Here is a 25,843-nt window from a genome sequence, read left to right as displayed (position 1 = left end):
GACGTAGATACCGTTGACGAGTGAGGGATTAACTAGTGTCCGATAAGCTCAAGGGGCAAAACGAGCCGAATTCAGAGCAGCCTGGCAATCACAGAGATCAAGCTGATAAGTCATCTCGTAGGAAGACGATCGTTATAAAAGCCGGTAACGATGAGTCAGGGACATCTTTTTCGGACTTTGGAAGTCGGGAGCTTAATGCAATGGAAGAATTGGCTGACAGAAGTGGAAATGGAACAACTCCAGTAAAAATCAGGGTTCGAAGAGGCAGCACTGAAAACAGAGAAGGACATATTAAAAACGACACTATTCCGGAACCAGGCTCTAGAGAGGGCGACAAAGAGACAGAGGAAGGCGCAAAATCACCGGGTGAACGCGAAGAAGAAGGGGCAGCAAGTTTAGATACATCAAGAGCTCGTCGCAGAGGGAAAAAAGGACAAAATCGGCAGTTGAAAGGCCCTCAGCACAGCCCCGATGCGCCAAAACTGCTAATTAACGATTTATCCAAATCTTCGATGCCTGATTTGAGGGAAATGGCCGTGGATTTGAGCCTTAAGAAAGAGAACCTAATGCTTTTGAAAAAACAGGAGTTGATTTTTCAAGTATTAACTGCGCATATCAACAACGGCGGAGTAATCTATGCTTACGGTTCTCTTGAGATTTTGCCAGATGGATATGGGTTTCTTCGCTCGCCCGAAAATTCCTATCTCCCCGGCACAGATGACATATATATTTCTCCCAGTCAGGTAAGGCTGTTCAACTTGAAAACTGGCGATACCGTGTATGGCCAGATTAGATCACCCAAGGAGGGTGAGCGGTTTTTCGCGATGCTGCGCGTTGTCAATGTTAATTTCGACGATCCTGAAATTGCACAGGCGCGAGTGTCTTTCGAAAACCTTACGCCACTTTTCCCCACTATGCGACTCAACACGGAAACTAGGGTTGGAGATCCATCGACGCGAATCATCAATCTCTTTTGTCCAATAGGCAAGGGGCAAAGAGGCCTTATCGTTTCACCGCCGAAATCGGGTAAAACAATAATCCTCCAGAAAATTGCAAATGCCATAACCGAAAATCATTCCGATGTTTATTTGATAGTTCTTCTGATTGATGAACGCCCTGAGGAAGTAACCGATATGCAGCGTGGTGTTCAAGGCGAAGTGATATCCTCCACCTTCGATGAGCCGGCGACTCGGCATGTTCAGGTTGCCGAAATGGTTCTAGAAAAAGCAAGGCGTCTTGTTGAACACAAGAAAGATGTTGTCATTTTACTTGATTCCATAACGCGATTGGCACGAGCGTACAATCAGACAGTTCCTACAAGCGGAAAAATACTTTCTGGAGGAGTAGATTCCAATGCTCTTCACAAGCCTAAGCGCTTTTTCGGCGCTGCTCGCAACATTGAGCATGGCGGAAGTCTTACCATCGTCGCCACCGCTCTAATTGAAACCGGCAGCCGAATGGATGAGGTTATTTTCGAGGAATTCAAGGGAACCGGAAATATGGAGCTGGTATTAGACCGCCGTTTAGCGGATAAGAGAGTCTATCCCGCATTCAATATTAAAAAATCAAGCACCAGGAAGGAAGATTTGCTTTTAACGGATATGGAACTCAATAAAATGTGGATTCTTAGAAAGGTTTTAAGTCCAATGGATGACATGGAATCGGCAGAGATGATTGTTGACAAGATGCGCAAAACCAAGAATAATGAAGCATTTCTCAAGGGAATGAATACCTCGGGAATGGCACGGGACTTTTAATCTTGCAAGTGGGATGGGTAAGTGAAGAAAAATATACACCCTGAATATACTGCCTCGACTGTTTTTTGTGCCTGTGGTAATTCGTTTGAAACTTTTTCGACTGCCGGCGATATGCAAATCGAGATATGCTCTAGTTGTCATCCGTTCTTCACCGGCAAACAGAAGTTGGTGGATACCACTGGGCGGGTTGAGCGTTTCAACAGGAAATACGGCATCAGCTCCACATAGCGAGTCAGTATATAATCAACTCTATCCGATTCTTCAAGTGTCTCAAGTTCAGGCTCCGGAAAACCTCGTTCCGCACACGGACTGTTCTCCAATCGCGACCATCTCGCTGTTAAATATGTCGCTTTGTGATATGATGAGATGGGGAGGGTGATATGAACACACATCTTAGAGAGGATGGTAAGCTTCTCTATAGAGAAGGGCGTTATTTGGCTGCCTTGGAGACCTTCTCTGCTGCGGAGATAGAGCCCTCTGAGGATTTGGAACTTGCATATTTAATGAGCCTCTGCTACGCACGGATGGGCAAAATCGACGAGGCACAAAAACTGCTGAGACAAGTTTCAAGCGAGGAAAAAGATTTGGTTCGGCTATATCAGTCTCGCATGCTTCTTTCATGGCTGTTGGTTGAGACGGATAGCATAGAGGAGGCTGAGAAGCAGCTGAAGGAGGTTTTGGAAGCCGGCTTTGAATCGCCACAGGCGTGGTCCATTCTCGCATACTGCCAATGGAGACAGGATAAAATCGAACTAGCCCTGAGAAGTTACAAAGAGGCACTTAAGCTTGATGAAGAGAATCCAAATGCTGTCAATGGGCTTGGTTACATATTGGCAGATAGCGGGAAGGATGCCAACAGGGCAATTGAACTATGTCGCAAGGCGGTAGAGAGCGATCCCAAGAATGTGGCATATAGGGATTCGCTGGGCTGGGCGTTATTCTGCGCCGGAAAAACTTCTGAAGCCGTTTCCCATCTTACTGAGGCATATTCAAGTTGCCCGGAAGATAGCACGATAAGAAGACATCTGGAGACCGTTAAAACTCATGCAAACTCGGAACGAAGCTAGGAGAGAGAACTCGTTAGAAATCGCAAATATTGCATCGCTGCTGTTTGTGTCGTTTATGCTAGTACTTGTTGCACAGACGGGTAGTGCGCAGAATTTTGAGGCCGCTCGTGCACTGGATGAATGGCGTTGGGGGGTGCTTTCATACAACGACGGAAAGCTTGGAAAGGCGCTTCTAGCCTTTGAAAGGGCAATCTCACTGAATCCAACCGATCCTGATATGCGGGAATGGCTTGGCAAATCATATTGGCGATCGGGGATGGAGCGCGAGGCTCTCGATTTGTGGAATCAGTTGATGAATGAAAACCAAGCTTCGATTGCACTACAGAATAAGATGGAACAACTACAACATCGCATGTCGGGAAATTTGGAAGTTTCGGATGACGAATGGATATCTCTCACATCGTTTCACGGACTCGATGACGATATACGTTTTTTCGAGCGGCCATCGGTTGCACGAAAAAGCGGCGATGGTTCGGGATCGCTTCTTGTAACTTCTTACGCAGACGGCACTTTGCTCAGAATCGATGCGAATGGCAGCTTAGTGGAGCGATTCACAGGTGGACTGGAGGGCTTCGACAGACCATTCGACGTACTTCCCATTCCCGATGATCGCCTCATAGTCAGCGAATTTCAATCAGACAGGATATCAGTGCTCTCGCTTACCGGATACAACCGAGGGAGTCGAATCGAGATTTGGGGCGAAAGCGGCAGAGATAGGGGTCAGTTCTTGGGGCCGCAGTACATGGCTCTTTCCCAAGATAAAAAATTTGTGTACGTAAGCGACTGGGGGAATCGGCGCGTATCGAAATGGAATCTCAATGGTCAGCACATACTGTCCCTGGAACGCGGAAACGGTTTCGACGGTTTTGAAGGCCCATCGGGCATTGCCGGTTTTGAAGGGCGAGTGTACGTTGCCGACTCGCTCAAGGGCACAGTGGAGGTTTTCGATCCCTCTGGGAATTACCTTGGTGTTCTGATTAATCGAGGACTGACCGCGCCTGAAGGCCTCTGCATATACAAAGGCGATCTTCTAATTGCGGATGTGAATAGAATTTTCAGAGTGAATCTCCTATCGGGCGAAATGGTTGAAGAAGCGTATCTAGGTGCTGGTGAACATCGAATTACATCAGTGATTCCCGATGACAATGGCAATCTTGCAATTTGTGATTTTGACGCGGACAGGATAACACTGTTAACACCCTTGTCAACTCTCTACGGGGGACTTGAAGTTACCCTGGATAGAGTTCGGGGAGATGCCTACCCTGAAATGGCTGTGGATTTGACAGTTCGCGATAGATTGGGACAACCTATTTCCGGCCTCAAAGCTTCAAATTTTCGTGTATTCGATGGAGAAAACCCCATTGATACACCGAATCTCGATTGGGCTTCCTCCGAAGACAATTCCGTATCCATTGTGGGTATAACGGATCTCTCGGGAACAAACAAAGATGTTGAGATAATGCTTGAAGGAGTAGAAGACCTGGCAAGACCCCTCAGAGAAGGGGATACATTCTCTTTAGTGGGGACTGGCCAAAATGCGGTGCTTCATGAAATCGATCCGGAAAGGCCATCGTTTAGCAATCTGGTAGGAACCGCGATTGGAAATAGGCCGATATCCTGGGACGAATCCCTAAGACTTGCGGCGGCGCGTCTTATCCCCGAAAGGCGCGGCAAAGCGATTATCGCTTTTGTAAACCGCCCTCCCGGGATGAACGCATTTGATCGCCATGGTTTGTACGAAACCGCCCGATTAATGGTAAACAATGGAATCATCTTCTACCCAGTTTATCGAGATTCAAGCGTTACAAGCAGTGAGCTGGATTACATAGCTACGCAGACTGGCGGGCATGCATCATTAATTTTCCAGGCAGAGGGGAGTGGCGCCCTAGTTGGAGAACTTAGGAACACGGGAGTTGGAAGATATACTATCACATGGTCTACCAGAAGTTCATCTGCTTACGGCAGAAAATTCCTGCCAGTGTCGGTGGAAGTTATCTACATCAAAAAGAGTGGAAGAGATGAATCCGGCACATTTGCCCCACTCAGCTAGACCCCTTGATTTTTTCACAGCCATCACCGGTTCAGTCGGATGATGGCTCTTAGGCCACCGGCCCGATGGCAGCCAGCCTCCATCCCTGCGGGAATTTACGGAAGTAAAAACCCATCTTTTCAGACCAAAAAGTCATTTCCTCGAGCGCTCCAGCAAATTGAGGCCAAGTTTTAACATCCAGACGCCAGTAACCATTCTCAAGCGAGATAACCTCTATGTGTTCCAGTTGGAAAATATCCTCAGCCTCGTAGGAATCAACATTGTACTTCGAGAAGAACCGTTCCATTTCCGTTTCCAAATCGGGCTTCCTGATACCTTCATCGTAGAGAGGAAGGTACAATGTCTCCGCGATCACTGAAAGCGAGAGAGCTGTATCCTCGTCAAAAATCCCGCGCAGCAGTTTGCTGAACTGATACTCCGAAGCCTCTCGTCCAACTCTATCCTCCAAACTCTCCTGGGTTGGAGTCGGCACCACTGTATCCACCACTTCAGCAGGACGCTCTGTCTGATAGAAATCAGGGAAAATGAGCTTAACCATGGCTCGCAATTTCTCAGCACGCGGAGCATCATCCAATTCTTCAAAGCGATCGGCCACCTGATCGTATGCGTCGGCAAGATCGTAGCGTTGCGCATCGGACATATTCTCATAGAATTTCGTCTGTGCACTGGCCGCAATTGCGGCGATCAGGAAAATAAGCACGAGGGAAACGATATATTTCATAGCGAGCCTCCAGACGCATGATATCTTAGAATGTTATTTTTGTAAAACTCCCAAATACACTTTATCGTTGATAGTATTGTGTGAAAGTCGTAAATTCTCATATGTCTATGGATCCTAAAGAGATTAACGACGGCGAATTACTTGAGGATATCAGGGAAAACTTAAAAGAGCCTGATATGTGGAAAGTAATTTTTCTCAACGACGATTATACCCCGAGAGATTTTGTGGTGGAAGTGTTGGTTTCGGTGTTTCATAAAGCGCCGATTGAAGCTACGAAAATAATGCTTGATGTTCATAATAGAGGACAGGGGATGGTAGGAATCTATCCTTATGATATAGGCCGCACAAAAATTGCCCAGGTGACTCATTTAGCTCGCCAACGTGAATTCCCCCTAAAAAGTATTTTGGAAAAGGCATGATATGAGACCGACAGAAGAAGTACAGGGAATATTGAACGTTGCGTACAATGAAGCCAAAGCATCAGGACATGAATTTATCACTCCGGAGCACATATTGTACACGGCATTGGCGTTCGATACTCCGCGTGAGATTCTGGAAAAGTGCGATGCCGATCCCGATGAAGTGCGCAAAGATCTGGAATCGTATTTTGCGAAGTACATAAAGAAGAATGATAATGCGGAGCCAATTTTAACTGAAGGTTGGCAGGATGTAATTGAACAAACAATGATTCGTATGACTAGTGCTGGAAAAGACGAAATAGCCTCATCAGATCTTTTAATGGCGCTTTTTGACTTGAGAGAGTCTTTTGCTTCATATTACCTGCGAAAAGCGGGAGTTGAACGTCTAAGACTGCTAGAGATAATTTCTCATGGCATGTTGCCTAATTTGGATGATGAGGCAAATGAGGCGAAAAGTGACAGTGCAGATGACAATTATAAGGAGGAAAAAAGCGGTGTCAAACAGAGAAAAAACAGCGCTTTAGAGCAATTTGCAACCGATTTAACAAGCAGAGCGGAAAAAGGTGAACTGGAACCGCTAATTGGACGTGAGGATATTGTTGAACGAACCTTGCAAGTGCTTAGCCGACGGCTCAAAAACAACCCCATACATGTTGGCGATCCCGGAGTGGGAAAGACAGCAATTACCGAAGGTTTGGCCCATCTTATCATAGATGAGGAAGTACCAAGTTTTCTCAGGGGATTCAGAATTTGGACCCTGGACATGGGATCGCTTCTCGCTGGTACACGTTATCGAGGCGACTTTGAAGAGCGAATAAAAAGAGTGTTAAGCGAACTTGAAAAAAAGGACAATGTTATCCTGTTTATCGATGAAATTCACACTATCATAGGAGCTGGCGCTACTTCGGGTGGCAGTATGGACGCATCAAATTTACTGAAGCCGGCGCTAATGTCCGGAAGGCTCCGCTGCATTGGCTCCACCACTCATGAAGACTTCAAGAAATTTTTTGAGAAAGATCGTGCCTTGGCAAGGCGGTTCCAGAGAATCGATGTGCTTGAACCGTCGAAGGACGAGACATATCAGATATTGCTTGGACTCAAAGCTGCGTATGAATCACACCATGGCGTGGTTTACGAGAATGAAGCCCTTAAAGCGGCGGTAGAACTATCGGATCAGTTTATCAACGAGAAGAAACTGCCCGATAAGGCAATTGATCTTATTGATGAGGCAGGAGCCTGGAAAAGACTGCACGAGGAGGGGGATTCTCCCAAACCAGAAGAGCCGTCTAAAGACGATGAGTCATATGAGAAGATTGCCGCGGGTGTGGAAACTGAAACGCTGAGAGCTCGGCCAGGATTGTCGGGACAAATCGAACTTCCGGACATGAATAAAAAGCTCGTGCGGCAAACCAGGGAGCTCGACGAGACAAGTGGAGGATTGCTTCCTCGAATTGCAGTATCGGACATAGAAAAGGTACTTGCTAAAATTGCCAGAATTCCAGAAAAAACTGTCTCCACAAGTGAAACCGATCAGCTTATGAGTCTTGCTGATCGACTTAAAATGATGATTTTTGGTCAAGATCGGGCTGTTGATGATGTGGCAACGGCAATCAAGCGTTCCAGGGCCGGCTTTCGCAATTCCGATAAACCGGTTGCCAGTTTTCTCTTTGCTGGCCCAACTGGGGTTGGAAAAACCGAACTTGCCCGAAGCCTGGCCAAGGAATTGGGAGTTCCACTACACCGTTTTGATATGAGTGAATACCAGGAGAAGCATACGGTAAGCCGCTTGATTGGTTCACCTCCGGGTTATGTGGGTTATGAAGAAGGCGGAATTCTAACCGATGCGATACGGAAAACACCTCGCGCAGTGTTGCTTCTTGATGAGATAGAAAAGGCACATCCGGATATCTATAACGTACTTCTTCAGATGATGGACTATGCTACCATAACGGATAACATGGGGCGCAAGGCAGATTTTAGAAATGTTGTAATAATTATGACGTCTAATGCAGGCGCTCGAGAAATTGGGAAACAGAAAATCGGCTTCGGTGCGGGTGAGCACAACTACGGCGCTCTTGATAGTGCGGTCGAGAGAATTTTCTCTCCGGAATTTAGGAATCGTCTGGATAAGGTTGTGAAATTCGAACGATTGGATATTGAGATTGTGATGAAAATTGTGAGAAAGGAACTAGATGAGTTTAGAAACATGCTTAACCCCAAAGGAGTGAGCCTGAAAGTTTCCGATGCTGCAATTATCTGGATTGCCAAGAGGGGATATTCTTCCGAGTTTGGAGCGCGCAATGTGGCTCGCGTTGTTGAGGATAAAATAAAGAGCTTCTTTGTAGACGAGGTTCTTTTTGGATCGCTCTCCAGAGGTGGTCTTGCGATTGCTGATATCGAGGGAGACGATATCCATATCAGGACGGAGGCTGACAATCGACAACGATACACGTGATTCTCCCGAAGTTAGTGTGATGTTACCAGATCCGTCGGAAACTGATGGGGAGATTGTGGCTGTTGGCGGCGAACTTTCCCCAGAGATTCTTCTATCGGCATATCGCAGGGGTATATTCCCCTGGTTCACCGACGGGGAACCGATACTCTGGTGGAGCTTAAACCCACGTTTCATACTTCACCCCAAACAAATTCGTCTCTCAAAGAAACTGCGCAGGCATATCAGAAGAAGTGCTTACAGGTTCACTTTGGATGCAGCATTCCCATTGGTGATTGGGCATTGTCGTGAAGTTAAGCGACCAGCTCAGAAGGGCACTTGGATTACAAATGATATGGTGAAAGCCTATACGAAGCTCAATGAATTGGGATATGCGCATTCGGTGGAGACGTGGAAAGGTGAAGAACTTGCGGGGGGACTTTACGGGGTGGCTCTGGGTGGATGCTTCTATGGCGAGTCCATGTTCACCCTGCAGCCTGAAGCTTCGAAGCTGGCGTTTGCAGCCCTTGTTGGTGCCTTGATCGATGCCGATTTTGGATTGATTGACTGTCAGCAACACACTCAACTCCTTTCTTCATTTGGGGCTGTTGATATTCCCCGAAAGAGATTTCTTGGCATGCTTGCTCTAGAGCTGAAGAAGCCGACATTCAAAGGGAATTGGAAGAAATTCTTTCCGGAATTTCCGAAATCGGCCTTATGGAATTCCTTTGAAGTCAATTAGACTTTTTGTTTTCATATACTTACTTAGTTCGATGGGGCGAGTTTTTGCTCAAAGTGAAGTTCAGGAAGACTATGCGGTGGAGGTTCCTGAGTCCGAACTAGACGAGTTACTCATTGCAGCCCTTGATTTTGCGGGAAAGGGACTATGGGCGGAGGCATTTCTGGCTCTTGACGAAGCGGAAAAGCTTGATCCTACGGATTCCAGGATTCATTCTTATAGAATTTCCTTTCAAGAACTATCCGCAATAGATGAAGCGCAAAGACACTGGGCATCTGGAGAGGTGGCTGAGGTGGAGTTACCCAATGACGAAACCGATGGCGAATCGCCTCCTAATCCTAAATTCACAATCGATAGAGGGGAAAGGGATAACGAAAAGGATCCGGCTGATTTTCGGGACAACCTTCGGACAGATATTTCATTGAAGCTGTTTGCACTAGATCCCCAGTCATCGGAATTGAAGAATATATGGCTAACTGGGAATGAGTTTGTTTTCGCGGCTCTTGGTTTAGATGCCAGATACTGGATGCCATTTCTTGGCAAAGCTGGAGGTTTTAACCTTCGGAGCAGTGGATACTCCTGGCCACCGGGTAAGCCGAGCGATTTGTTTAATTCATTGGACTTAGGAATCAATTTTAGGGGATTTGTACTCGAAAGCTCTTCGTCAAGGCTGGAAATTGGAATTGATTTCGGAATTTCACTTCATACGGTAAAGGAAGTTGATACAGAGTATAATTCAGCTTTCTTTTTTGGCTTCTGGGTACAGGATCCGGTGTTGTATCATCTATTCAATGCCGACTCTCTGGAGCGCCTGGTATTTAAGGGAGAATTGCGTATCTATTCATCTGCAACAGGGGGGGAAGTAATCGACTTGATTGATTACAGAGTTGAGGGTTCATGGTATTTCAACCATGCGTATATTGGCGTCCGCTTCGAGTGGTGGAATCTTGCTGTAGCGCGTGGGCGGACGGATATGCTTTCCTCTTCTCTCTTCGGAGGGATTAGATATTGAAAGTGTTGATTTAGATGTCAGCCATACCAGGTTGCTCGAGTATGGGGTAGCCGCGAAGTAGCTACAAAGCTATGGAAGTTTCGGAGCAGGGAGCGTAAGCCTTCGGGATGGGTTTTTAGTGCGTGAGGTAGACTGTTGAACTTGAATTTTGAATTCGATGCGAATGCCACTACCGTACTTCAACCTGTAAACTTGGGGTGGTAGGTTCGAAATTCGCTTCCGCGCCGGGTGTGATCAGTATGTTGCCCTTTGTATCAATTAACACGGCTTCAATACCCTCGAGACTGTGTACAAGTTTCAGACCCTCTTCGATTCCCAGTGCAAAGATTGCGGTTGATAGGGCGTCGCCGTCAACTGAGTGTTCGGATAAGATGGTCACCCCTGCAAGTCCGTTGTCGATTGGATATCCGTTGCTGGTACTCAGGATATGGTGATAGCGTTTGCCGTCTAATTCAAAAAAGCGTTCGTATATGCCTGAGGTTACCACAGACCCGACTTCCAAAGTGATGATGCCTAGATATTTCCCTCGGTCGTCGAAGGGGTCTTGAATGCCTATCCTATAGGCTTCACCGTTTGGTTTTGAACCTGAGACAAGTATGTTCCCGCCCAGGTTGATGAGGAAGTTCTGTTCACCGCTATTGTGTAGGAATTCCGCAACGCGATCGGCTATCCAGCCTTTCGCGATTCCGCCAAGATCTAGCGTCATTCGGGTGGAAGTTAAGGTTGGCGGTTGGTGCTTGAGGGTTACGGTTTCTGATGCTATTAAGACGGCCCGATAGTCCACAAAGGGTAGCGTGGCCTGTATTTCATGGAGAGTGGGAAGCCGAGCATTCTCGGTGCCAATGTTCCACAGGTTAACCAGGGCTCCAATTGTGGGATCGAAGGCTCCACCCGAGAGACGGGCATAGTGCAGACCAACCGATATTAACTTTCTTGTAGACTCCGAAACTGGAATCGCGGTACCGACAGGAGTGGAATTTATCCGTGAGATTTCACTTGAAGCTTCATAATGGCTCAGCTGATTTTCCAGTTCTTCAATAAGCTCAAAAGCGCCGTCAGGAATTTCTTGACTATCGCTCTGGTATATTCGGATTGAGACAAGCGTATCGAGAAGAAACCTGCTATTTTCGATTATATCAGTTTTACTATTTTCTCTGCCTATGGAACGCAAGGTTAATCCGATTGTGAGGCCTAGCGCGAGCGTAAGAAGAATTATCTTGCTTCCAGGCGATTTAATTTTTGTCATAGAGCAAGTATATTGTAATGTGGTCAGATATGGAGGGTTCTCTTGATGAGCGAAACGAAGCGGATTCTGATAGTTGGCGGCGGTTATGCGGGTTTGAGCGCGGCCAGGTTTCTAAGTAGGAAGTATAAGAGGCGCAAAACAGTCAAGATTATTCTTGTTGATCGAAATCGTTTTCACACTTTGATGACGGAACTCCACGAAGTCGCGGGCGATCGGGTGCCGCAGGCGTCTGTAAAAGTGAGCTACGGTAGAATACTTTCAGGAACCAATGTGGATGTAGTTTTTGATGAAATTGTGGATGTGGATTTTGATGGGAAAAGGGCGATTGGTAAAACCGCTGAGTACAAATGGGATAGAATTTTATTTGCCTACGGCGGAATACCGACGGACTTCAATATCGCGGGTGTGAAGGACAATACACTTTCACTCTGGTCCATTGACGATGCGCTGCGGATTCGGAGACATCTTGAGACGATTTATCGTAAGGCTGCTCTTGAGAGCGATGAGGAAAGACGCCGTGAGCTTATGACTGTAGTCGTAGCCGGCGGGGGTTTTACGGGAGTGGAGTTAGTCGGTGAATTGGTGGAATATTTGCCGGTTCTATGTGAAAAGTATGCGCTGTCCCCGAAAGATGTGAGATTGATAAATCTTGAGGCCCTGGGGGATATACTTCAGATGCTTCCCGGCAAATTGAGAGCTGAGGCAAAAGCATATATGGAGAAGAAGGGTGTGGAGATTCGAGTTAATTCCCTTGTAACGAAGGCTACTCCAACGGCCTTTCATTTGAAGAGTGGTGAAGTTATCAAGGCCGGCACAAAGGTATGGACTTGCGGTGTGAAGGGGAATTGTTTCACTGATAATCCTGTTTTGAAGGAAGGCAAGGCGGGACGAAAGGAAGTCGATGTCTTTATGCGCTGTAGCGGCCATGAGAATGCCTATATGGCTGGCGATGGTATTTGGTTCCTTGAGGATGGAGTGCCTGTTCCACAGATAGTTGAAGCGGCAGAACAAACAGCAAAGACCGCAGCTTACAATATCTCTGTTGATATCGATAGAATGCTTGGTGAAAAAGCGGGCGTTTATCGGCGATACCGCGGCAAGTATCATGGATATATGGTTTCTATTGGCAGTAAATTCGCGGTTTCCCACACAGGTGGAATTACAATGGCCGGCTTTTTCGCGATGGCTATGAAGCATGTGGTGAATTTGTATTATTTATTTACTATTGCAGGATTTAATGCCTCCTGGGCGTATTTGAAACATGAGATATTGGATATCCGTTACGGACGCTCTTTGATTGGATCTTTCTTCGCATGGAAGGTTCCCGCATATTGGCTTCTTCCTCTCCGAGTGTTTGTTGGAATACAGTGGTTGATTCAAGGGTTAGAGAAAGCTCTGGGGGGTTGGTTGGATAGATCGAACGATTTTGTATCGGTGGTGAATGTCGGGACGGATGCTGTGACGGCGGCTACTAACGCTGTCGAAACTGCTGAGTATGGATCAGCATTGCTTGCCAAGCCATGGGAGCTCTATGTCTGGATTGCTCATTGGACTGTAAACCGGGCGCCTTTCTTTTTTCAGACGGGCATTGTTTTTTTCGAAATACTCATAGGGTTGATGTTGATTGGAGGTGCATTTACCTGGCTTTCTGCCGCAGCATCCATCCTTTTTGGTATAATGCTTATAGTGGGAGCGATGGCGGATTCCTCGATTCTTTGGTATATTTTTGCTGCATTGGCCTTAATGGGAGGCTCTGGCCGGATAGTTGGTTTGGATTATTGGATTGTTCCCTTCGTGAAAAGATGGTGGAACGGCACATACCTGGCACGGAGAACTTTCCTCTATGTCGGTGAGCCCACGATTAAAAAAGTGCGGAGATAGTACAGCTTGTTTCTGGAGTCAATAAGGGGGGATGTCGATGAGGCATGGAGATAAGATTTGACTCTTGAGTCGCTAAAAAGTCAGTTCCCGGTTGCGCCCGAATATCTTGTTCAGATTTTCTTCATTGAGCGCGATAATGGCGTTGTCCCGAATTCAGATTTGGCAGCCAGACTCAGAGTATCCCGTCCGGCAGTGTCACAGGCTGTTGGACGTTTGAAAAGATTGGGCTTAGTGGCTCAGAAACGCTATGGTACGATTGAACTAACCACCAAAGGGCGTGCTTTGGCAGAGAAAGCCGTAAAGCGCCATTTCTTGCTTGAGCATCTGTTGGTTCGAGCACTGGGTTATCCTTGGGATAAGTCGGACGCTGAGGCAGTGAATCTACAGGCTTCCCTTTCTGATGAGTTAACTGCTTATCTGTTGAAGCGGTTTGACTATCCAAGCACCTGCCCGCATGGAAATCCGCTACCTGGTTCCAGCGTAGAGCAAGAATATCTGACTGCGCCAACTCTGATAGAGGCTAAGAGGGGGACGAGGGTAAGGATTATCAGAATTACTGAGGAGGGCGAACTGCTTGACGGTATGCTTTCTTTCTGTCAGGAGAACGGGCTTGAGCCGGGCATGGAGGTTGAGATAGTATCGCAATCCGAAACGGAAACTGCTTGCATCGCCAGGACTGGCAATCTGGAGATTCCGATTGGGTTTTCAACCTGTATCAGGTGGCAGGCCTGTGATTGAGTTGCAGTAGCGGCTGTGCACTGGCACTGCTTCGGAGGCGGGGATTCCCCGACTCTTAAGGAGAGTTGTCACGGAGGATGGGCATGCTCATACAGCGGGGTCCTCCCCTTCCCCTGGTTAGTTCCGAGCCATCGATTTCCAAAACCTCGATGCCAGCCTTTTCGAACAGCTCATTTGCTGAGTTGTTACGATTGTAGGTGATGATTTTGCCCGGTGCGATGGCCAGTGTATTCGCGCTGTTGTTCCACTGCTCTCTTGCCGCGATGTTCCCATCTCTGATTCCACTGGCAATGAGTCGCACCCGATGCACTCCAAGTACGTCGGCCAGCCCCTTCTCCAAACTACGTGCTTCTTTGATTTTGAGCGTACCAGCACGCCCTGGGCTTAGCTTAAATACTTGAATCGAATCGGCTATTCCTGGGAATAGAATGAAGCTATCCCAATCCACCATGGTGAGCACCGTATCCAGATGCATGCAGGCTCGAGCTACCGGTATCTTTACAACCAGGATTTCACGAATACCAGAATCACTGCGAAAAAGATGTTCCGCCAGTGTCTCAACCGCGTTGACACTACTGCGCATACTCACCCCCATCACAACCGCCGTATCTGAAAGCACCAGAATATCTCCCCCCTCCAAAGAATTTCCCGGCCCATGCCACTGCGTCGCGTAGTTTTGCCAATCCTTATCGTTATTCGGTCCGTACCACAGCCTGTCTCGAACAGGAGCGAATAGCTCATGATGGCAGCGAATTAGATTGAGTAAGTAAACTTCTCTGCTCCTAGCCTGAGTTTGCATCAAACCCAATACCATACCGGTTCCGATAATCATCCCAGGATCCCGCGTGAAGTAGAGATTGGGTAGTGGGTCTATGTAAAAAGGGAAGTCTTCCTGAATCCACCATGATAGACTTCTATTCCTTCTGCCGTGCGAAATTTCGTCTTTTCTCAGGCCAGCAATCATAACTTCGACTAAGGCATCTGCGCTCATAGCCAGTAAAAATTCCAGAACCTCATTTCGCAGACTCGACTGCGGAAGTCTCCCAGTCGGAACCAAATACTCGGCGACTTCCCTTGCAAGATTGGTATCATGAAGCACTTCCCTTAACAAATCGGAGTAGTAATAGACTTCGCAGCCCTGTTTTCTGAGTAGATCCGCAAATCCATCGTGCTCTTCACGCAGCTTTTTTAACCACGGAATGTCTTCGAAGAGAAGATTTTCCAGCATCTCGGGAGTTAGGGTTTCCACCTCCTTCCCTGGTCTGTGCAGTAGCACCTTTCGCAGAGCTCCCACTTCCGAAGATACAACCAATCCAGGTTTCACAGACAGTCCTGGATCGAGTTCGACGTCCGGTTGTATACATTTCGACTAAGCAATACAACAATCATACAAACCCGACTAAACTCCAGAGCCTGCCACAGCAACCCTGTCGGAATCCGTCCCCGATACCCGGTTCATTGTTCGAATCTCGAGGAAAACGAATTCATCGAGTGTAAGCCAATCTTTTTGCGCGATATTTCCGGAACAGTTCCTTATGGTTTCCGGCGTGATAACTGGATCTAACCATCGGACCCGCTTCAACATAGATAAATCCCATGTTGAGAGCATTTTCCTTAAGTTTGAGGAAATCATCGGGATCCCAATAGCGCATTACCGGCAGATGTCTCCTGTTCCTGGTTGGTTGCAAATACTGTCCTATGTAGAGAGCGTCACACCCCGTTTTTTTGATATCCGACATGGTTTCCAGAACTTCGTATTTTTCTTCGCCGAGTCCTAACATGATGCTGCTTTTAATCAAAATGTTGGGGGCCATTTCTTTGGCGGTCTCTAAAAAATCCAGGGAACGGTCGTAATTACTGTTGGATCGAACAAGGGGGGTGAGGCGTCGTACAGTTTCAAGATTATGGCCGATTACATCCGGAGCCGATTCAACGAGTGTCGCTATGCTTTCTCTGCGGCTATTCATATCCGAAGAGAGGTATTCCACTGTAATCGCAGGATTCATAGCTCCTATGGCCATCCGAGTGGCTGCCAGATGATTAGCACCCCCATCTTCCAAGTCGTCCCTAGATACCATGGTAATCACCGCATGTTCGATACCGAGTTCTTTTATAGTCAAAGCTACTCGTCGCGGCTCGTCCTCATCCAGGGCTTCCGGAGACTTCCCTCCCTCCACTGCACAAAATCGGCAGCTTCGAGTGCAAATAGATCCGAGTATCATAAAAGTAGCGGTTCGGAACTCACTCCAGCATTCGTGGAGGTTTGGACACCGAGCTTCCTTGCACACCGTGTTCAAATTCCTCACACGCAGCTTTCGCTTAATTGTGCCTGTGTTCTCTGCGGTATTGAGTTGTATCTTCAACCACTCGGGCTTTCTGAGTGTTTCTATCACTCTGGTTCAAGTTAGCTCAGACTGCTTGCTTTGACAAGCGAAATCACGGTGCTTGCCTTAATTTCTTGAAAGAAGGAAAATCGGGCGATGAAATATATGGTATTGCCTTTCGGCTGCCAGATGAATCGTTCTGATACCGGAAGAATCCGCACGATTTTGAACTCTATGGGTTTCGAGGAAAGCGAGTTCGAGGACGATCCAGACTTAGCAATTAAGGGGATAATTGCCTGTTCCATAAGGCAAAAGGCAGTAGATAGAGTATACGGGAAAATACGCAATTGGAATGCATCCAAGGGGAAAATTCTAACCTTCCTTTCAGGTTGCTTTCTGCCCGCCGACGGAGAGAAGTTTGAGGAACTGTTTGACTTGGTGTTCCCCATAGATATGGTTTCAAGCTTACCTGAAATGATACGTGCAAAAACTGGTGACATGTCGAATGCTGTTTTATCTGATAAGCCTTCGGGCAAATCTGCAAGCGGCGATTTGATGACTAAGGAGAGACTTGAGAACTTCTGGGAACTTCGGCCTGTCTATTCATCGAAAGCGGAGGCATTCATCCCGATACAGAACGGTTGTAACAAATTTTGCACCTTCTGTGCGGTTCCTTACACAAGAGGCCGTGAGGTTTCTCGGCTTTCGACGGGTATACTGGACGAGCTGCGCTCTCTGATTGGGAAGAACTATCGTTCGATTACTCTCCTGGGACAAAATGTTAATTCCTACGGTCTTGACAAGGGGGATTTGGAACTGAACTTTGTGGAACTGATGAAATCGATTGGAAAAATTGGCCGTGAGACAGGTAAGAATTTTTGGACCTATTTCACATCGCCCCATCCGCGAGATATGAGTGGGGAATTGCTTGAAGTAATAGCAGAATATGATGTGCTGGCAAAGCAAATACATCTTCCTCTTCAATCAGGCGATGATGAGGTGCTTTATAGAATGAATCGTAACTATTCCTTGGCGGATTATCGACGGATGGTGTATGCAATACGGCACACTTTGCCCGAGGCAACTCTGTTTACAGATATCATCGTGGGATTCTGTGGCGAGACTGAAACACAGTTTGAAAGAACCCTGGAGGCAATGAAAGAATTCCGATTCGATATGGCATATATTGCGAAGTACAGTCCAAGGCCGGGAGCGACGAGCGAGCGTTGGAGAGATGATATCAGGAGAGAGGTAAAGGAGAGGCGTTTTACTGAGGCAAGCGAAGTTTTACGGGAAACAGCCTCTCGTAAGAACAGAAAATTGCTGGCAAAGAAGCAGAGAGTTCTGCTTTGCGGTGAGGATGAGCGGAAAGATTATTCTTTTGGTTATACGGAGGGCAGGATTCCAGTACGTCTTAGTCTGAATACGGATACCGCAAAATCACCTGGCAAAGATATCGGGAATAGAACAAAAGTGGGAGAATTTGCCATGGTACAAATCATTTCAACCGGATCTTTGAGTGTTGAAGGTAGAGTGTTATGAGTGTGCTACAAAATCGCAAGGTAGCTTTTAAAACCCTAGGTTGTAAATTGAATCAGTCAGAAACCGAATCAATGGCAGCGGATTTTTTGACAAGAGGTTGGGATTTGGTTGATTTTGGCGAGAGAGCTGATGCAATTGTGTTTAACAGCTGCACCGTTACAAGAAATGCCGACAGAAAAAGTCGTTCGGAGATGAACAAAGCAATGCGAATAGCCACGAATAATCGCCCACATCCACTGCTGGTTTTCACTGGCTGCCATATTGATGCCAATTTTAGAAAATCCGAGCCGATTGAGAATCGGAAGCTAGAGGATGTGCATTTTCAGAACGATGGCAACGTCTTCCTAGTTGGTAATATGAACAAGGCTCGTATTCCGGGGCTTGTGGATGCGCATTTTCGAGGCAAGTTTATCGATGCCAAACCGATAGTTGCAAAGCGGGCAACTCGAACAAGGGCTTTGATTAAAATTCAAGATGGTTGTGACAATTTTTGCAGCTTCTGCATTGTCCCATTTGTGCGTGGTCCGGGATTTAGCAGAGGGCTTGATGACTGTGTCGCTGCTATTGAAGAGGCAGTGAAAGCTGGTTTTCGGGAAATGGTGCTTACAGGCGTAAATATGGGCCGTTGGGAGCAGAGTAATCAAACCTTTACAGATTTATTGGATGCCGCTCTTGCTTGTTCAGGGGATTTCCGTCTCCGATTGAGTTCTATTGAGCCTGATGGAATTGACGATAGATTCATAGAGCTGATGACACACCCGAAGATGGCGAATCATTTGCATTTGTGCTTGCAATCTGGCTCGGAAAGAATTCTTCGATTGATGGGACGGCGCTATGCGGCGAGTGAATTTGAGCGAATTGTTGAGTTGCTTCGCAGGCAGGTACCGGGCATCAATATCACGACTGATGTAATCGTTGGATTCCCCGGTGAAACTGAGGTGGATTTTGAAGATGTGTTTGATTTCTGTGAGCGCTTAAGGTTTGGACATATTCATGTTTTTCCATACTCAGTGAGGGATGACACTCTTGCGGCATCAATGGAGGGACAAATTCCGGAAAATGAGAAGGCGCGTCGGGCAGCTCGAATTCGAGAAGTTTCGGTGGACACAAAACGTTTTTTCAGGAGTTCCCTGATTGGTAGTAGGCAGAGAGTGCTTGTGGAAAAAGCTTCGCGGAGAGCTGACGGCGCAATTATTGCCTCTGGGCTTTCGAGTTCCTATGTACCGGTTTGTTTTGCGGTTTCAGAGAATGAGGCTGGGATTAGATGGGTGACGCAAAGCAAGTGTGAATGCGATGTGGATACAAGCGTCCGATGCATGGGCGGTTCGAACGCTGGTAGAGACACCGAATTCGATGCGCGTTGGACCCGGGCTGGTGAAGGAATAAGAAATTGCTTTTTTTCTGTTGGAATAGTGGATATCGAGACTGGAGAGAATCCGGCGCTGCTGGGAAAGTTGGTATAGAATTTACACTTATATGAAATTTTGCGGCAGTAGTTTCAGCATATAGCGAGGGTTTCGCGGGGCTGGACAATCGATTGCAAGCCGTTTAATGAAAGACAGTTTTTAAACAATTTGCGGATGATAAGTTTCACGGCACAAGCATTTTCTGTATTTAGTGGAAACGCAATTTAATTCCGTGTATGTGCTGTAAGCAAATCAGCTTCTCACTACCAGGCTCATTTTTCTCCAGTTCCCAAGGCGGTAGCGTAACAGCATTCCTATGCCGAGAATCAAAACGAAACAGATAAAAAACACCCATACCACAATAACCGATATGTGCAATACCTTGATAGAGAACCAAGCGATTGCGGCAAAAACCCAATGAGTGCCAACGGATATCCACATTACAAATTTAGTATCTCCAGCACCTCTTAGTGCGCCAGCATAGATTAGTTGTGTGGCATCTCCCAGGGTGTACAGTGCGGCCAGGCGGAGCATCGTGACAGCTAGGGGCGCAACATCGGTTTTTCCTCCTTCCAAACCCGAGGTGAATACTCCGACAAGTAATTTTGCCCCGAAAATAAATATAAGCATCATGGTAGCGGCATATATCCAAGTGATTAACAATGTGAGCCGTGTGGAATGCTCAGCTCCGCCAATATCTCTTGCGCCCACGTATCTCCCCGCCAGGGTGGTAGCCGCGAAACCGAGGCCCAGCATTGGAATGAATGCCAACATGTCATAATTAAACACTATTGTTACGGCCGCTGCCGTGTTCGGGTTGTATGAATGCAACAACTGGACAAAAAAATTGAACGCTGTGATATTGAAGAAGGCTTCGAGTCCAGCTGGAATTCCGTATCGGAGTAGAATCGTCATGAGTGATCGATCGAAGCCTAACTCGATTGCGGTTCCATATTCCTTTCTATAGAACGGAGAAAAGTAGATTCCCAGCAGGATGAGCATGATTGTCATTGAGCCAAGTAGAGTCCCGTATGCCGCACCGACAATGCCAAGCGCAGGCATTCCAAATTTCCCAAATATGAGTATCCAATTGGCAGGAATATTCACCAACATGCCTAGTGCATTCGCTATCATTACCATGCGAGTGCGTCCTAAACCTATGAAAAAACCTGCTAGAGAATGCCTGATAAGACCGAATATCGAGCCGAATACAAGTATGCGGAAATAAGACATTTCCAGGATTATTTGTTCGGGAAGATGCCCCATAGCGTTGAAAAACAGTCTCACTAGCGGAATCATAAACATGAGAATCGGCCATCCAACGAAGGCAAGACGGATGGACTGAGCCGTTGCACGCGAGCAGTTTCTTCTAATGCCGGCTCCGTCGTTTTGGGCGACAACGGCGTTAACATATCCAATTATTCCGATGAAAAAGGACATAATATTGAATGCTGTAAGCCCGCCGCTCATTGCCCCGGCGATGTGCAGTTTTCCTAACTTCGATAAGAAGAGTCGATCGACAAAGAGATTGACTGTTTCCGAAGTCTGGCTTAGTACCATTGGAAGCGCAATCGCAATTATGTCTTGAATTCTGGGGCGCCGAAAAACAGCGCCGTCACTAGTCATTGAATTGACTATATCCTAGTTTCATACCGATGTGTAGGCGATGAAGCAGGAGTGACTCGTCAGTCTTATCTCAAGAAATCAACCGGAAAGAATTTGGCTGGACTGGAATTTGATAAGGTAACTTGTTAGTGAGAGGGGAATTGGGATATGTTTAAGTGATGCTGCTGCCGGAAAACTTCGATGGGTTCAATGTTCACTTTGTTGGGGTGAAGGGAACGGGTATGTGCGCACTCGCAGAACTGCTTGTGGCGCTTGGGGCGCGAGTTTCGGGGTCGGATGTTGAAGAGGAGTTTTACACAGATGCTATTTTGGCGGACATAGGGGTGAGTGTTGGTGTTTTCAATGCAAGTTTAGATGAGACTTCGAACGACGTCACCGTAACAAAGTGCTCTGGCAGGGCAGCAGCTGTTGGGACTGACGGACAGAGCCTGCTGGGGGACGATGTTGAGTTTGTGATACGGTCGGCTGCTTATGATGAATCCAATGCAGTTGTGGCGGAAGCATATAGGCGTGGTTTACCGATTCTGAGTTATCCGGAGGCGCTTGGCGAGCTGTCATGTAGATATGAAGCGGTAGCGGTTGCAGGGGTGCACGGCAAGACTACCACTGCAGCAATGGCTGGAATTCTGATTCGGGCGCTCGAATTGCCGGCTACGGTTGTGGTTGGGAGTGCGGTTAGAGGCTTTGGGGAGAGAGATGAAAGGAATTTGCGCAATTTCCCGGATGTGATTTCCGGATCCCAAGATGCTGTTCCCTGCGATGATGACGAGGTTGATACTTGTGAAGCGCACGCGAATGTCAATGCCTATCGTTCGGTTTGGAGGGGAGGGGATCGTTTCCTGGTGGCGGAGACTTGTGAGTATCGACGTCATTTTTTACATTTCTTTCCGAATACGATTGTGCTGAGCAGTGTGGAGTCGGATCACCAGGATTATTTCCCGGATTATGCTTCGATTAGCCTGGCCTTTGTGGAGTTTTGTAGTCGTTTACCCGAGGGTGGAAGGCTAATCTACTGCTTTGACAATGATGGAGCGCGAGATGTGGCTACTCAAATTGCTTTGAAGCGATCCGATATACGAATGATTCCTTATGGAACGCAGGCCGTGGGAAAGTGGCGAGTCGAGATTGGGAATACTGCGGGGAAGGACAGCGGTAGCAATTTGTTTCGACTTGATGCATTTGATTGTGATTTTCAACTCAAACTCCCCGGCAGACATTCGATTTTGGATGCTGCTGCTGCTTTGGCGCTTGTGCATTCGCTCTGTGTGGATGAGTCTGAGAGGAATTTTGACTGGGCGGCGGCGAAGAAAGCTCTGGTTGAATTTCGAGGTAGCAGGCGGCGTAGCGAAATTATCAGCAAAACGAATGGACTGCTGGTGATGGACGACTATGCACATCATCCGACATCCATTGTGTGCTTCCTCCATGGACTGCGAGACTTCTATCCAGATTGGCGCTTGATAGTTGATTTTATGCCACATACTTATAGCCGCACGGTAGCGTTGATTGAGGAATTTGCTAGTTGTTTCGATTGTGTTGATGTACTTCTTCTTCACCCGGTTTACTCTTCGGCCAGAGAAAAATACGATGGTACAATCGACGGTTTTGAACTGTGGAAGAGAGTTTCCGCCAGGCGTGGGAAACTTAAGGGAGGAAAGTACGAGCAGCGTGAAACTTTCTACTGCGAAACCCTAGACCAAGCTGCTCACACTTTAGGACTTATTCTTCGTGCCGGCGATTTGTTTGTCACTCTGGGCGCAGGAAATAACCGTTCGCTCGGCTTGCGGGTTTCAAGAGAATATGGAGGATTGACCCCTTAAATCCGCAGTGTGCGTCTTAAGCTATCTGCCGGCAGGCTGTCAGAAACAGGATACGCCATTGGATTGAGGAGCAATGAACTGCTAACGCGAGCGTTTTGTCAACCATAAACCGGAGCATCTTCAAAGAGTCCTATAGGGAGTCTATATTAATGATAAACAGTATGACGGGATTTGGCTACGCCGAAAAAGAGGATTCTGGCGTATGGATTGCAGTTGAAATCAAGTCTTTTAATACCCGCTATCTTGATATTGTAATCTTACTGCCCTCATCTATCTCCGTTCTGGAAGGGAGGATTCGGGAGAAGCTAAAATTCTTTGAACGTGGTAAGCTGGAAATAAACGTTCGAATGAAGGACACTGAGAACAAACTTTCAATTAGTGTTGATCGGGCTGCTGCGGCTGCATGGAGAAGTTCCCTGAAGGAGCTTGCAGGACTCCTGGGCGATACCCGGCAGATACCCCTAGCTTTGCTAGCTAATCAGGATGGGGTGTTCAAAGTGGAACGTGAACGGGATATGGAAATTTACTGGACTATGCTTGAATCACTGCTTCACACGGCCGCCATTCAGGTTACGGATATGCGTGAACAAGAAGGTGAGCAGCTCCTCGAGGATATCAAAGAACAGCTACTTGCCATCGAAGGGTCCATTGAGAATACTTCCGCTCAAGCGCCTGCAATTCGTAGCGAAGTTGAAGAAAGATTAAGACGTGGTTTTGTCAAGATATTGGGAGACTACATCGATGAACAGCGTGTTTTACTGGAAGTTGCAGCTTGGATTGCAAGAACGAATATCAATGAGGAACTAGTTCGCTTAACTGCACATATCTCTGCGTTTAGGAAGGAAATCAGCCTGGCTGGAGCAAAGGGTAAGAAATTGGACTTCCTCGCTCAAGAAATGGGAAGAGAAATAAATACAATAGGCTCAAAATGCTCGCAAGCCAATATTGCCATGGAAGTTGTGAACATGAAGGATGCCCTCGAGAAACTCCGAGAGCAGTTACGCAATGTCGTATAAGAACAGGCTGCAAATCGCGATTTCAGGTTGCAGCGGATGTGGCAACTCTACCGTGAGCCGAATTCTTGCAGAACGCCTGAACCTGTATTTAGTCAACTACACTTTTCGAAGTATCGCGGCGGAGGATGGCATTAGTTTTGAAGAGGTTTGCAGACGCGCTGAAATAGAAGATAAGTACGATTTACGAGTCGATCAAACCCAGGTAATCCTCGCAAGGAAATCGCCATCTGTTTTGAGTTCACGTCTTGCGATTTGGCTATTGGACGAGGCCGATATCAAGGTGTTTCTAAAAGGATCGTTGGAAATTCGGGCCAGGCGCATTCAACAGCGGGAGGGAGGATCGATGGAAGACTTGCTTAACACAACCGCGCTAAGGGATAAACGAGATCACGAAAGGTATTGGAGGCTTTATGGCATCGATAATTACGACTACTCAAAGGCCGATTTGATTGTCGACACCGATGGTTTGGATGCACCTCAAGTAGTCGATAGAATCGAAGAGGCAGTGAGGAAGCTTAAATAGCGGATTCCTCTCGCATCCTTTTCGGATGATGCCCCATTTATCATGGAATATATCGTTTACAGTGTTAAGAGCGTTAGTCCGATTTTCCTAATCATTGCAATTGGAACAATTCTGCGAAAAGTGGGCCTGATTGATAAAATTTTCTCGGAGAAGATTACTCGTCTGGTATTCAACATCTTTCTTCCGGCATTGCTTCTAAAATCACTTATACTTGTTGATTTTCAGAAGACACAGTCTTTTAGAATGATACTGACAGTTTGGGGCACCTTGTTTGCCTGTTTTTTCATTTCCCGGGGTTTTTCCTGCCTTGTCGTTTCTCGGAGGCAGTCGCGGGGGTTTTTTGTCTCCGGGGCAATCTGGGGCAATGTCGCGATTATGGGTTACGCCTTGGGGGAAGCCCTATATGGACTGGAAGGACTCGCCAGAGCGGCAATTTTTTCGGCTTTAGTGATGCCGGTGCATATATTCATTGGCTATCTATCGATGAATAGTTACGCTTCCTTACGGTTTGTGTCAAACTCCGGTTCCGAACACACCCAGACACAACAATCTGTTAATGGTTCTAACAGTGCAAGGGGAATGCTTACGGTAAGTAGAATTAAGTATTTTGCCAGTAAGTTAAGCTTCATTGCGAATCCGGTAACTATGTCAATAGCACTGGGAATACTGCTGAATCTTTTACAGTTCAAAATTCCCGACTTAGCGTTAACCCTACTTGATATACTTGGGGAAATGAGCCTTCCACTTTCCCTAATAGCAATTGGCGGCAGCCTCCAATTCAGAATAGCTAATTGGGGCGAGTCCCTGTTTGCGGCTGTAATCAAGTTGATAGTAATGCCTGCCGCAGCCTTTTTGATTGCGCGAGTCATGCAGTTAGAAAGAGCTTGGACCGCTTCCATAGTCATCGGGTTTTCATGTCCGACAGCAATATCTTTTTTTGTTATTTCGCGCTCTCTTGGGCACGAAGCATCTCGTGCTGCCGCTATTATAACGGCAAGCACAGTGGGGTCTGCCTTCAGTGCTGGCATAATAGCGACACTGTTAAAATTGTGGGGATACGCTTAAACGCCTGAAATATGTTCGCGTGTGCAATCCTGTAAGTACTAATCCAAACAGGTATCAATTCGCTGCCCAAAACCAATAGCGAAATTCTGTAATCGAGAACACCTGCCAGTTAGCATCAAGCGTTTCGATGCAAAAAAGTGGCCAGTGCAAAGAAAAAGTGATCGCTTGCTTACTCATTAGCTGATACATTGCCCTTGTTGCCTATGAGCTTGTTCTTGTGAACAAGTTGATTGACAAGCAATTCGTTGTCCTTGAGGAGAAGCAATGGAGATTAAGAGAACTTTTATAAAACTGCTCTTCGGTTTAGCGACAGTGGCTATCATTATCGCTTGCAAAAATCCGTCTTTGAATACAGGTACAGATTTGGATACAGGCGCAAATCTGAATAAAGGTACAGAATATCCAGTTACCTACGATTTAAATGGGGGGAGCGGTGCAACTGTTCCGACAGATTCCGAAG

At 46.9% G+C, this 25,843-nt stretch carries 22 protein-coding genes; 17 read left to right on the top strand and 5 right to left on the bottom strand.

Annotated elements, in window-relative coordinates; genetic code table 11:
• Positions 1 to 35: 35 nt before the first annotated feature.
• The 4 genes from rho (at position 36) to S1OALGB6SA_RS04325 (ending at position 4,874) form a co-directional block, all read left to right on the top strand.
• The gene (gene rho / locus S1OALGB6SA_RS04340) at positions 36 to 1,757 is read left to right on the top strand and encodes a transcription termination factor Rho (protein WP_077067571.1); all 1,722 of its coding nucleotides are present in this window, start codon (positions 36 to 38) and stop codon (positions 1,755 to 1,757) included.
• Between the two features lie 21 nt (positions 1,758 to 1,778).
• Entirely contained in the window at positions 1,779 to 1,985 is a 207-nt protein-coding gene (rpmE, locus tag S1OALGB6SA_RS04335) for a 50S ribosomal protein L31 (RefSeq protein ID WP_077067572.1), read from the top strand.
• A 152-nt stretch (positions 1,986 to 2,137) separates the two neighbouring features.
• Positions 2,138 to 2,824 (top strand): tetratricopeptide repeat protein, encoded by a 687-nt coding sequence (locus S1OALGB6SA_RS04330; protein WP_037562384.1) that lies wholly within the window; start codon positions 2,138 to 2,140, stop codon positions 2,822 to 2,824.
• A complete protein-coding gene (locus S1OALGB6SA_RS04325; RefSeq protein ID WP_037562385.1) occupies positions 2,802 to 4,874 on the top strand; it encodes a hypothetical protein in 2,073 nt (690 codons plus the stop codon). Before S1OALGB6SA_RS04330 ends, S1OALGB6SA_RS04325 begins: the two co-directional genes overlap by 23 nt.
• Before the next feature lie 49 nt (positions 4,875 to 4,923).
• Here S1OALGB6SA_RS04325 and S1OALGB6SA_RS04320 read toward each other — a convergent pair whose 3' ends face one another.
• Positions 4,924 to 5,595, bottom strand: a complete 672-nt coding sequence (locus tag S1OALGB6SA_RS04320; RefSeq protein WP_037562387.1) for a hypothetical protein — start codon at positions 5,593 to 5,595, stop codon at positions 4,924 to 4,926.
• Positions 5,596 to 5,675: 80 nt separating this feature from the next.
• Here S1OALGB6SA_RS04320 and S1OALGB6SA_RS04315 point away from each other — a divergent pair, with 80 nt between their 5' ends.
• The 4 genes from S1OALGB6SA_RS04315 to S1OALGB6SA_RS04300 are packed head-to-tail and all read left to right on the top strand — an operon-like array spanning position 5,676 to position 10,196.
• Complete coding sequence (locus S1OALGB6SA_RS04315) at positions 5,676 to 6,014, top strand: ATP-dependent Clp protease adaptor ClpS (RefSeq protein ID WP_230204410.1); 339 nt, start codon at positions 5,676 to 5,678, stop codon at positions 6,012 to 6,014.
• A 1-nt stretch (position 6,015) separates the two neighbouring features.
• A complete protein-coding gene (gene clpA, locus S1OALGB6SA_RS04310) occupies positions 6,016 to 8,469 on the top strand; it encodes an ATP-dependent Clp protease ATP-binding subunit ClpA (RefSeq protein WP_124032673.1) in 2,454 nt (817 codons plus the stop codon).
• A complete protein-coding gene (gene aat / locus S1OALGB6SA_RS04305) occupies positions 8,402 to 9,187 on the top strand; it encodes a leucyl/phenylalanyl-tRNA--protein transferase (protein ID WP_230204409.1) in 786 nt (261 codons plus the stop codon). The genes clpA and aat overlap by 68 nt, the downstream gene beginning before the upstream one ends.
• Positions 9,174 to 10,196: a hypothetical protein gene (locus tag S1OALGB6SA_RS04300; RefSeq protein ID WP_037560467.1), complete on the top strand. Its 1,023-nt coding sequence runs from the start codon at positions 9,174 to 9,176 to the stop codon at positions 10,194 to 10,196. The genes aat and S1OALGB6SA_RS04300 overlap by 14 nt, the downstream gene beginning before the upstream one ends.
• Positions 10,197 to 10,365: 169 nt before the next feature.
• On the opposite strand, the gene S1OALGB6SA_RS04295 is transcribed toward S1OALGB6SA_RS04300, so the two are convergent.
• On the bottom strand, positions 10,366 to 11,442 hold the full coding sequence (locus S1OALGB6SA_RS04295) for an FAD:protein FMN transferase (protein ID WP_037560466.1): 1,077 nt from the start codon (positions 11,440 to 11,442) through the stop codon (positions 10,366 to 10,368).
• A gap of 45 nt (positions 11,443 to 11,487) precedes the next feature.
• Between S1OALGB6SA_RS04295 and S1OALGB6SA_RS04290 the strand changes: the two genes are divergently transcribed.
• Both S1OALGB6SA_RS04290 and S1OALGB6SA_RS04285 read left to right on the top strand, forming a co-directional pair.
• Entirely contained in the window at positions 11,488 to 13,323 is a 1,836-nt protein-coding gene (locus S1OALGB6SA_RS04290) for an NAD(P)/FAD-dependent oxidoreductase (RefSeq protein ID WP_037560464.1), read from the top strand.
• Between the two features lie 57 nt (positions 13,324 to 13,380).
• A complete protein-coding gene (locus S1OALGB6SA_RS04285) occupies positions 13,381 to 14,061 on the top strand; it encodes a metal-dependent transcriptional regulator (RefSeq protein ID WP_037560463.1) in 681 nt (226 codons plus the stop codon).
• Positions 14,062 to 14,116: 55 nt separating this feature from the next.
• Here the strand turns inward: S1OALGB6SA_RS04285 and S1OALGB6SA_RS04280 are convergent, their stop codons facing one another.
• Positions 14,117 to 15,385, bottom strand: coding sequence for an arginine deiminase (locus S1OALGB6SA_RS04280; protein ID WP_037560461.1), 1,269 nt, complete (start codon positions 15,383 to 15,385; stop codon positions 14,117 to 14,119).
• Between the two features lie 160 nt (positions 15,386 to 15,545).
• Positions 15,546 to 16,454: a lipoyl synthase gene (gene lipA, locus S1OALGB6SA_RS04275; protein ID WP_037560459.1), complete on the bottom strand. Its 909-nt coding sequence runs from the start codon at positions 16,452 to 16,454 to the stop codon at positions 15,546 to 15,548.
• Between the two features lie 87 nt (positions 16,455 to 16,541).
• On the opposite strand from lipA, the gene S1OALGB6SA_RS04270 reads away from it, so the two are divergent.
• A complete protein-coding gene (locus S1OALGB6SA_RS04270) occupies positions 16,542 to 17,927 on the top strand; it encodes a MiaB/RimO family radical SAM methylthiotransferase (RefSeq protein ID WP_124032672.1) in 1,386 nt (461 codons plus the stop codon).
• Positions 17,924 to 19,390 (top strand): tRNA (N(6)-L-threonylcarbamoyladenosine(37)-C(2))-methylthiotransferase MtaB, encoded by a 1,467-nt coding sequence (gene mtaB, locus S1OALGB6SA_RS04265; protein WP_052079638.1) that lies wholly within the window; start codon positions 17,924 to 17,926, stop codon positions 19,388 to 19,390. The genes S1OALGB6SA_RS04270 and mtaB overlap by 4 nt, the downstream gene beginning before the upstream one ends.
• 195 nt (positions 19,391 to 19,585) lie before the next feature.
• On the opposite strand, the gene S1OALGB6SA_RS04260 is transcribed toward mtaB, so the two are convergent.
• Positions 19,586 to 20,959, bottom strand: coding sequence for an MATE family efflux transporter (locus tag S1OALGB6SA_RS04260; protein WP_037560458.1), 1,374 nt, complete (start codon positions 20,957 to 20,959; stop codon positions 19,586 to 19,588).
• A 158-nt stretch (positions 20,960 to 21,117) separates the two neighbouring features.
• On the opposite strand from S1OALGB6SA_RS04260, the gene S1OALGB6SA_RS04255 reads away from it, so the two are divergent.
• The 5 genes from S1OALGB6SA_RS04255 to S1OALGB6SA_RS04235 all read left to right on the top strand — a co-directional run.
• Positions 21,118 to 22,779 (top strand): UDP-N-acetylmuramate--L-alanine ligase, encoded by a 1,662-nt coding sequence (locus tag S1OALGB6SA_RS04255; protein WP_230204416.1) that lies wholly within the window; start codon positions 21,118 to 21,120, stop codon positions 22,777 to 22,779.
• A gap of 149 nt (positions 22,780 to 22,928) precedes the next feature.
• A complete protein-coding gene (locus S1OALGB6SA_RS04250; protein WP_124032670.1) occupies positions 22,929 to 23,795 on the top strand; it encodes a YicC/YloC family endoribonuclease in 867 nt (288 codons plus the stop codon).
• A complete protein-coding gene (cmk, locus tag S1OALGB6SA_RS04245; RefSeq protein WP_124032669.1) occupies positions 23,785 to 24,318 on the top strand; it encodes a (d)CMP kinase in 534 nt (177 codons plus the stop codon). Before S1OALGB6SA_RS04250 ends, cmk begins: the two co-directional genes overlap by 11 nt.
• Positions 24,319 to 24,360: 42 nt before the next feature.
• On the top strand, positions 24,361 to 25,383 hold the full coding sequence (locus S1OALGB6SA_RS04240; RefSeq protein ID WP_124032668.1) for an AEC family transporter: 1,023 nt from the start codon (positions 24,361 to 24,363) through the stop codon (positions 25,381 to 25,383).
• A 264-nt stretch (positions 25,384 to 25,647) separates the two neighbouring features.
• Positions 25,648 to 25,843 (top strand): hypothetical protein (locus S1OALGB6SA_RS04235; protein ID WP_148084025.1); only part of this gene is annotated, 196 nt, incomplete at its 3' end.

The sequence above is a fragment of the Olavius algarvensis spirochete endosymbiont genome, from assembly GCA_900608495.1.
GTDB lineage: Bacteria > Spirochaetota > Spirochaetia > DSM-2461 > DSM-2461 > UBA2779.
This window is presented reverse-complemented; position numbering and strand designations above follow the sequence as displayed.

What these genes read in the sequence shown, in the direction of transcription:
- S1OALGB6SA_RS04330 (WP_037562384.1), top strand. Translation starts at nt 2,138, where the DNA reads ATGAACACACATCTTAGAGAGGATGGTAAGCTTCTCTATAGAGAAGGG.
- S1OALGB6SA_RS04325 (WP_037562385.1), top strand. Translation starts at nt 2,802, where the DNA reads ATGCAAACTCGGAACGAAGCTAGGAGAGAGAACTCGTTAGAAATCGCA.
- S1OALGB6SA_RS04320 (WP_037562387.1), bottom strand. Translation starts at nt 5,595, where the DNA reads ATGAAATATATCGTTTCCCTCGTGCTTATTTTCCTGATCGCCGCAATT.
- clpA (WP_124032673.1), top strand. Translation starts at nt 6,016, where the DNA reads ATGAGACCGACAGAAGAAGTACAGGGAATATTGAACGTTGCGTACAAT.
- S1OALGB6SA_RS04295 (WP_037560466.1), bottom strand. Translation starts at nt 11,442, where the DNA reads ATGACAAAAATTAAATCGCCTGGAAGCAAGATAATTCTTCTTACGCTC.
- S1OALGB6SA_RS04290 (WP_037560464.1), top strand. Translation starts at nt 11,488, where the DNA reads ATGAGCGAAACGAAGCGGATTCTGATAGTTGGCGGCGGTTATGCGGGT.
- S1OALGB6SA_RS04270 (WP_124032672.1), top strand. Translation starts at nt 16,542, where the DNA reads ATGAAATATATGGTATTGCCTTTCGGCTGCCAGATGAATCGTTCTGAT.
- mtaB (WP_052079638.1), top strand. Translation starts at nt 17,924, where the DNA reads ATGAGTGTGCTACAAAATCGCAAGGTAGCTTTTAAAACCCTAGGTTGT.
- S1OALGB6SA_RS04260 (WP_037560458.1), bottom strand. Translation starts at nt 20,959, where the DNA reads ATGACTAGTGACGGCGCTGTTTTTCGGCGCCCCAGAATTCAAGACATA.
- S1OALGB6SA_RS04255 (WP_230204416.1), top strand. Translation starts at nt 21,118, where the DNA reads ATGCTGCTGCCGGAAAACTTCGATGGGTTCAATGTTCACTTTGTTGGG.
- S1OALGB6SA_RS04250 (WP_124032670.1), top strand. Translation starts at nt 22,929, where the DNA reads ATGATAAACAGTATGACGGGATTTGGCTACGCCGAAAAAGAGGATTCT.
- cmk (WP_124032669.1), top strand. Translation starts at nt 23,785, where the DNA reads ATGTCGTATAAGAACAGGCTGCAAATCGCGATTTCAGGTTGCAGCGGA.
- S1OALGB6SA_RS04240 (WP_124032668.1), top strand. Translation starts at nt 24,361, where the DNA reads ATGGAATATATCGTTTACAGTGTTAAGAGCGTTAGTCCGATTTTCCTA.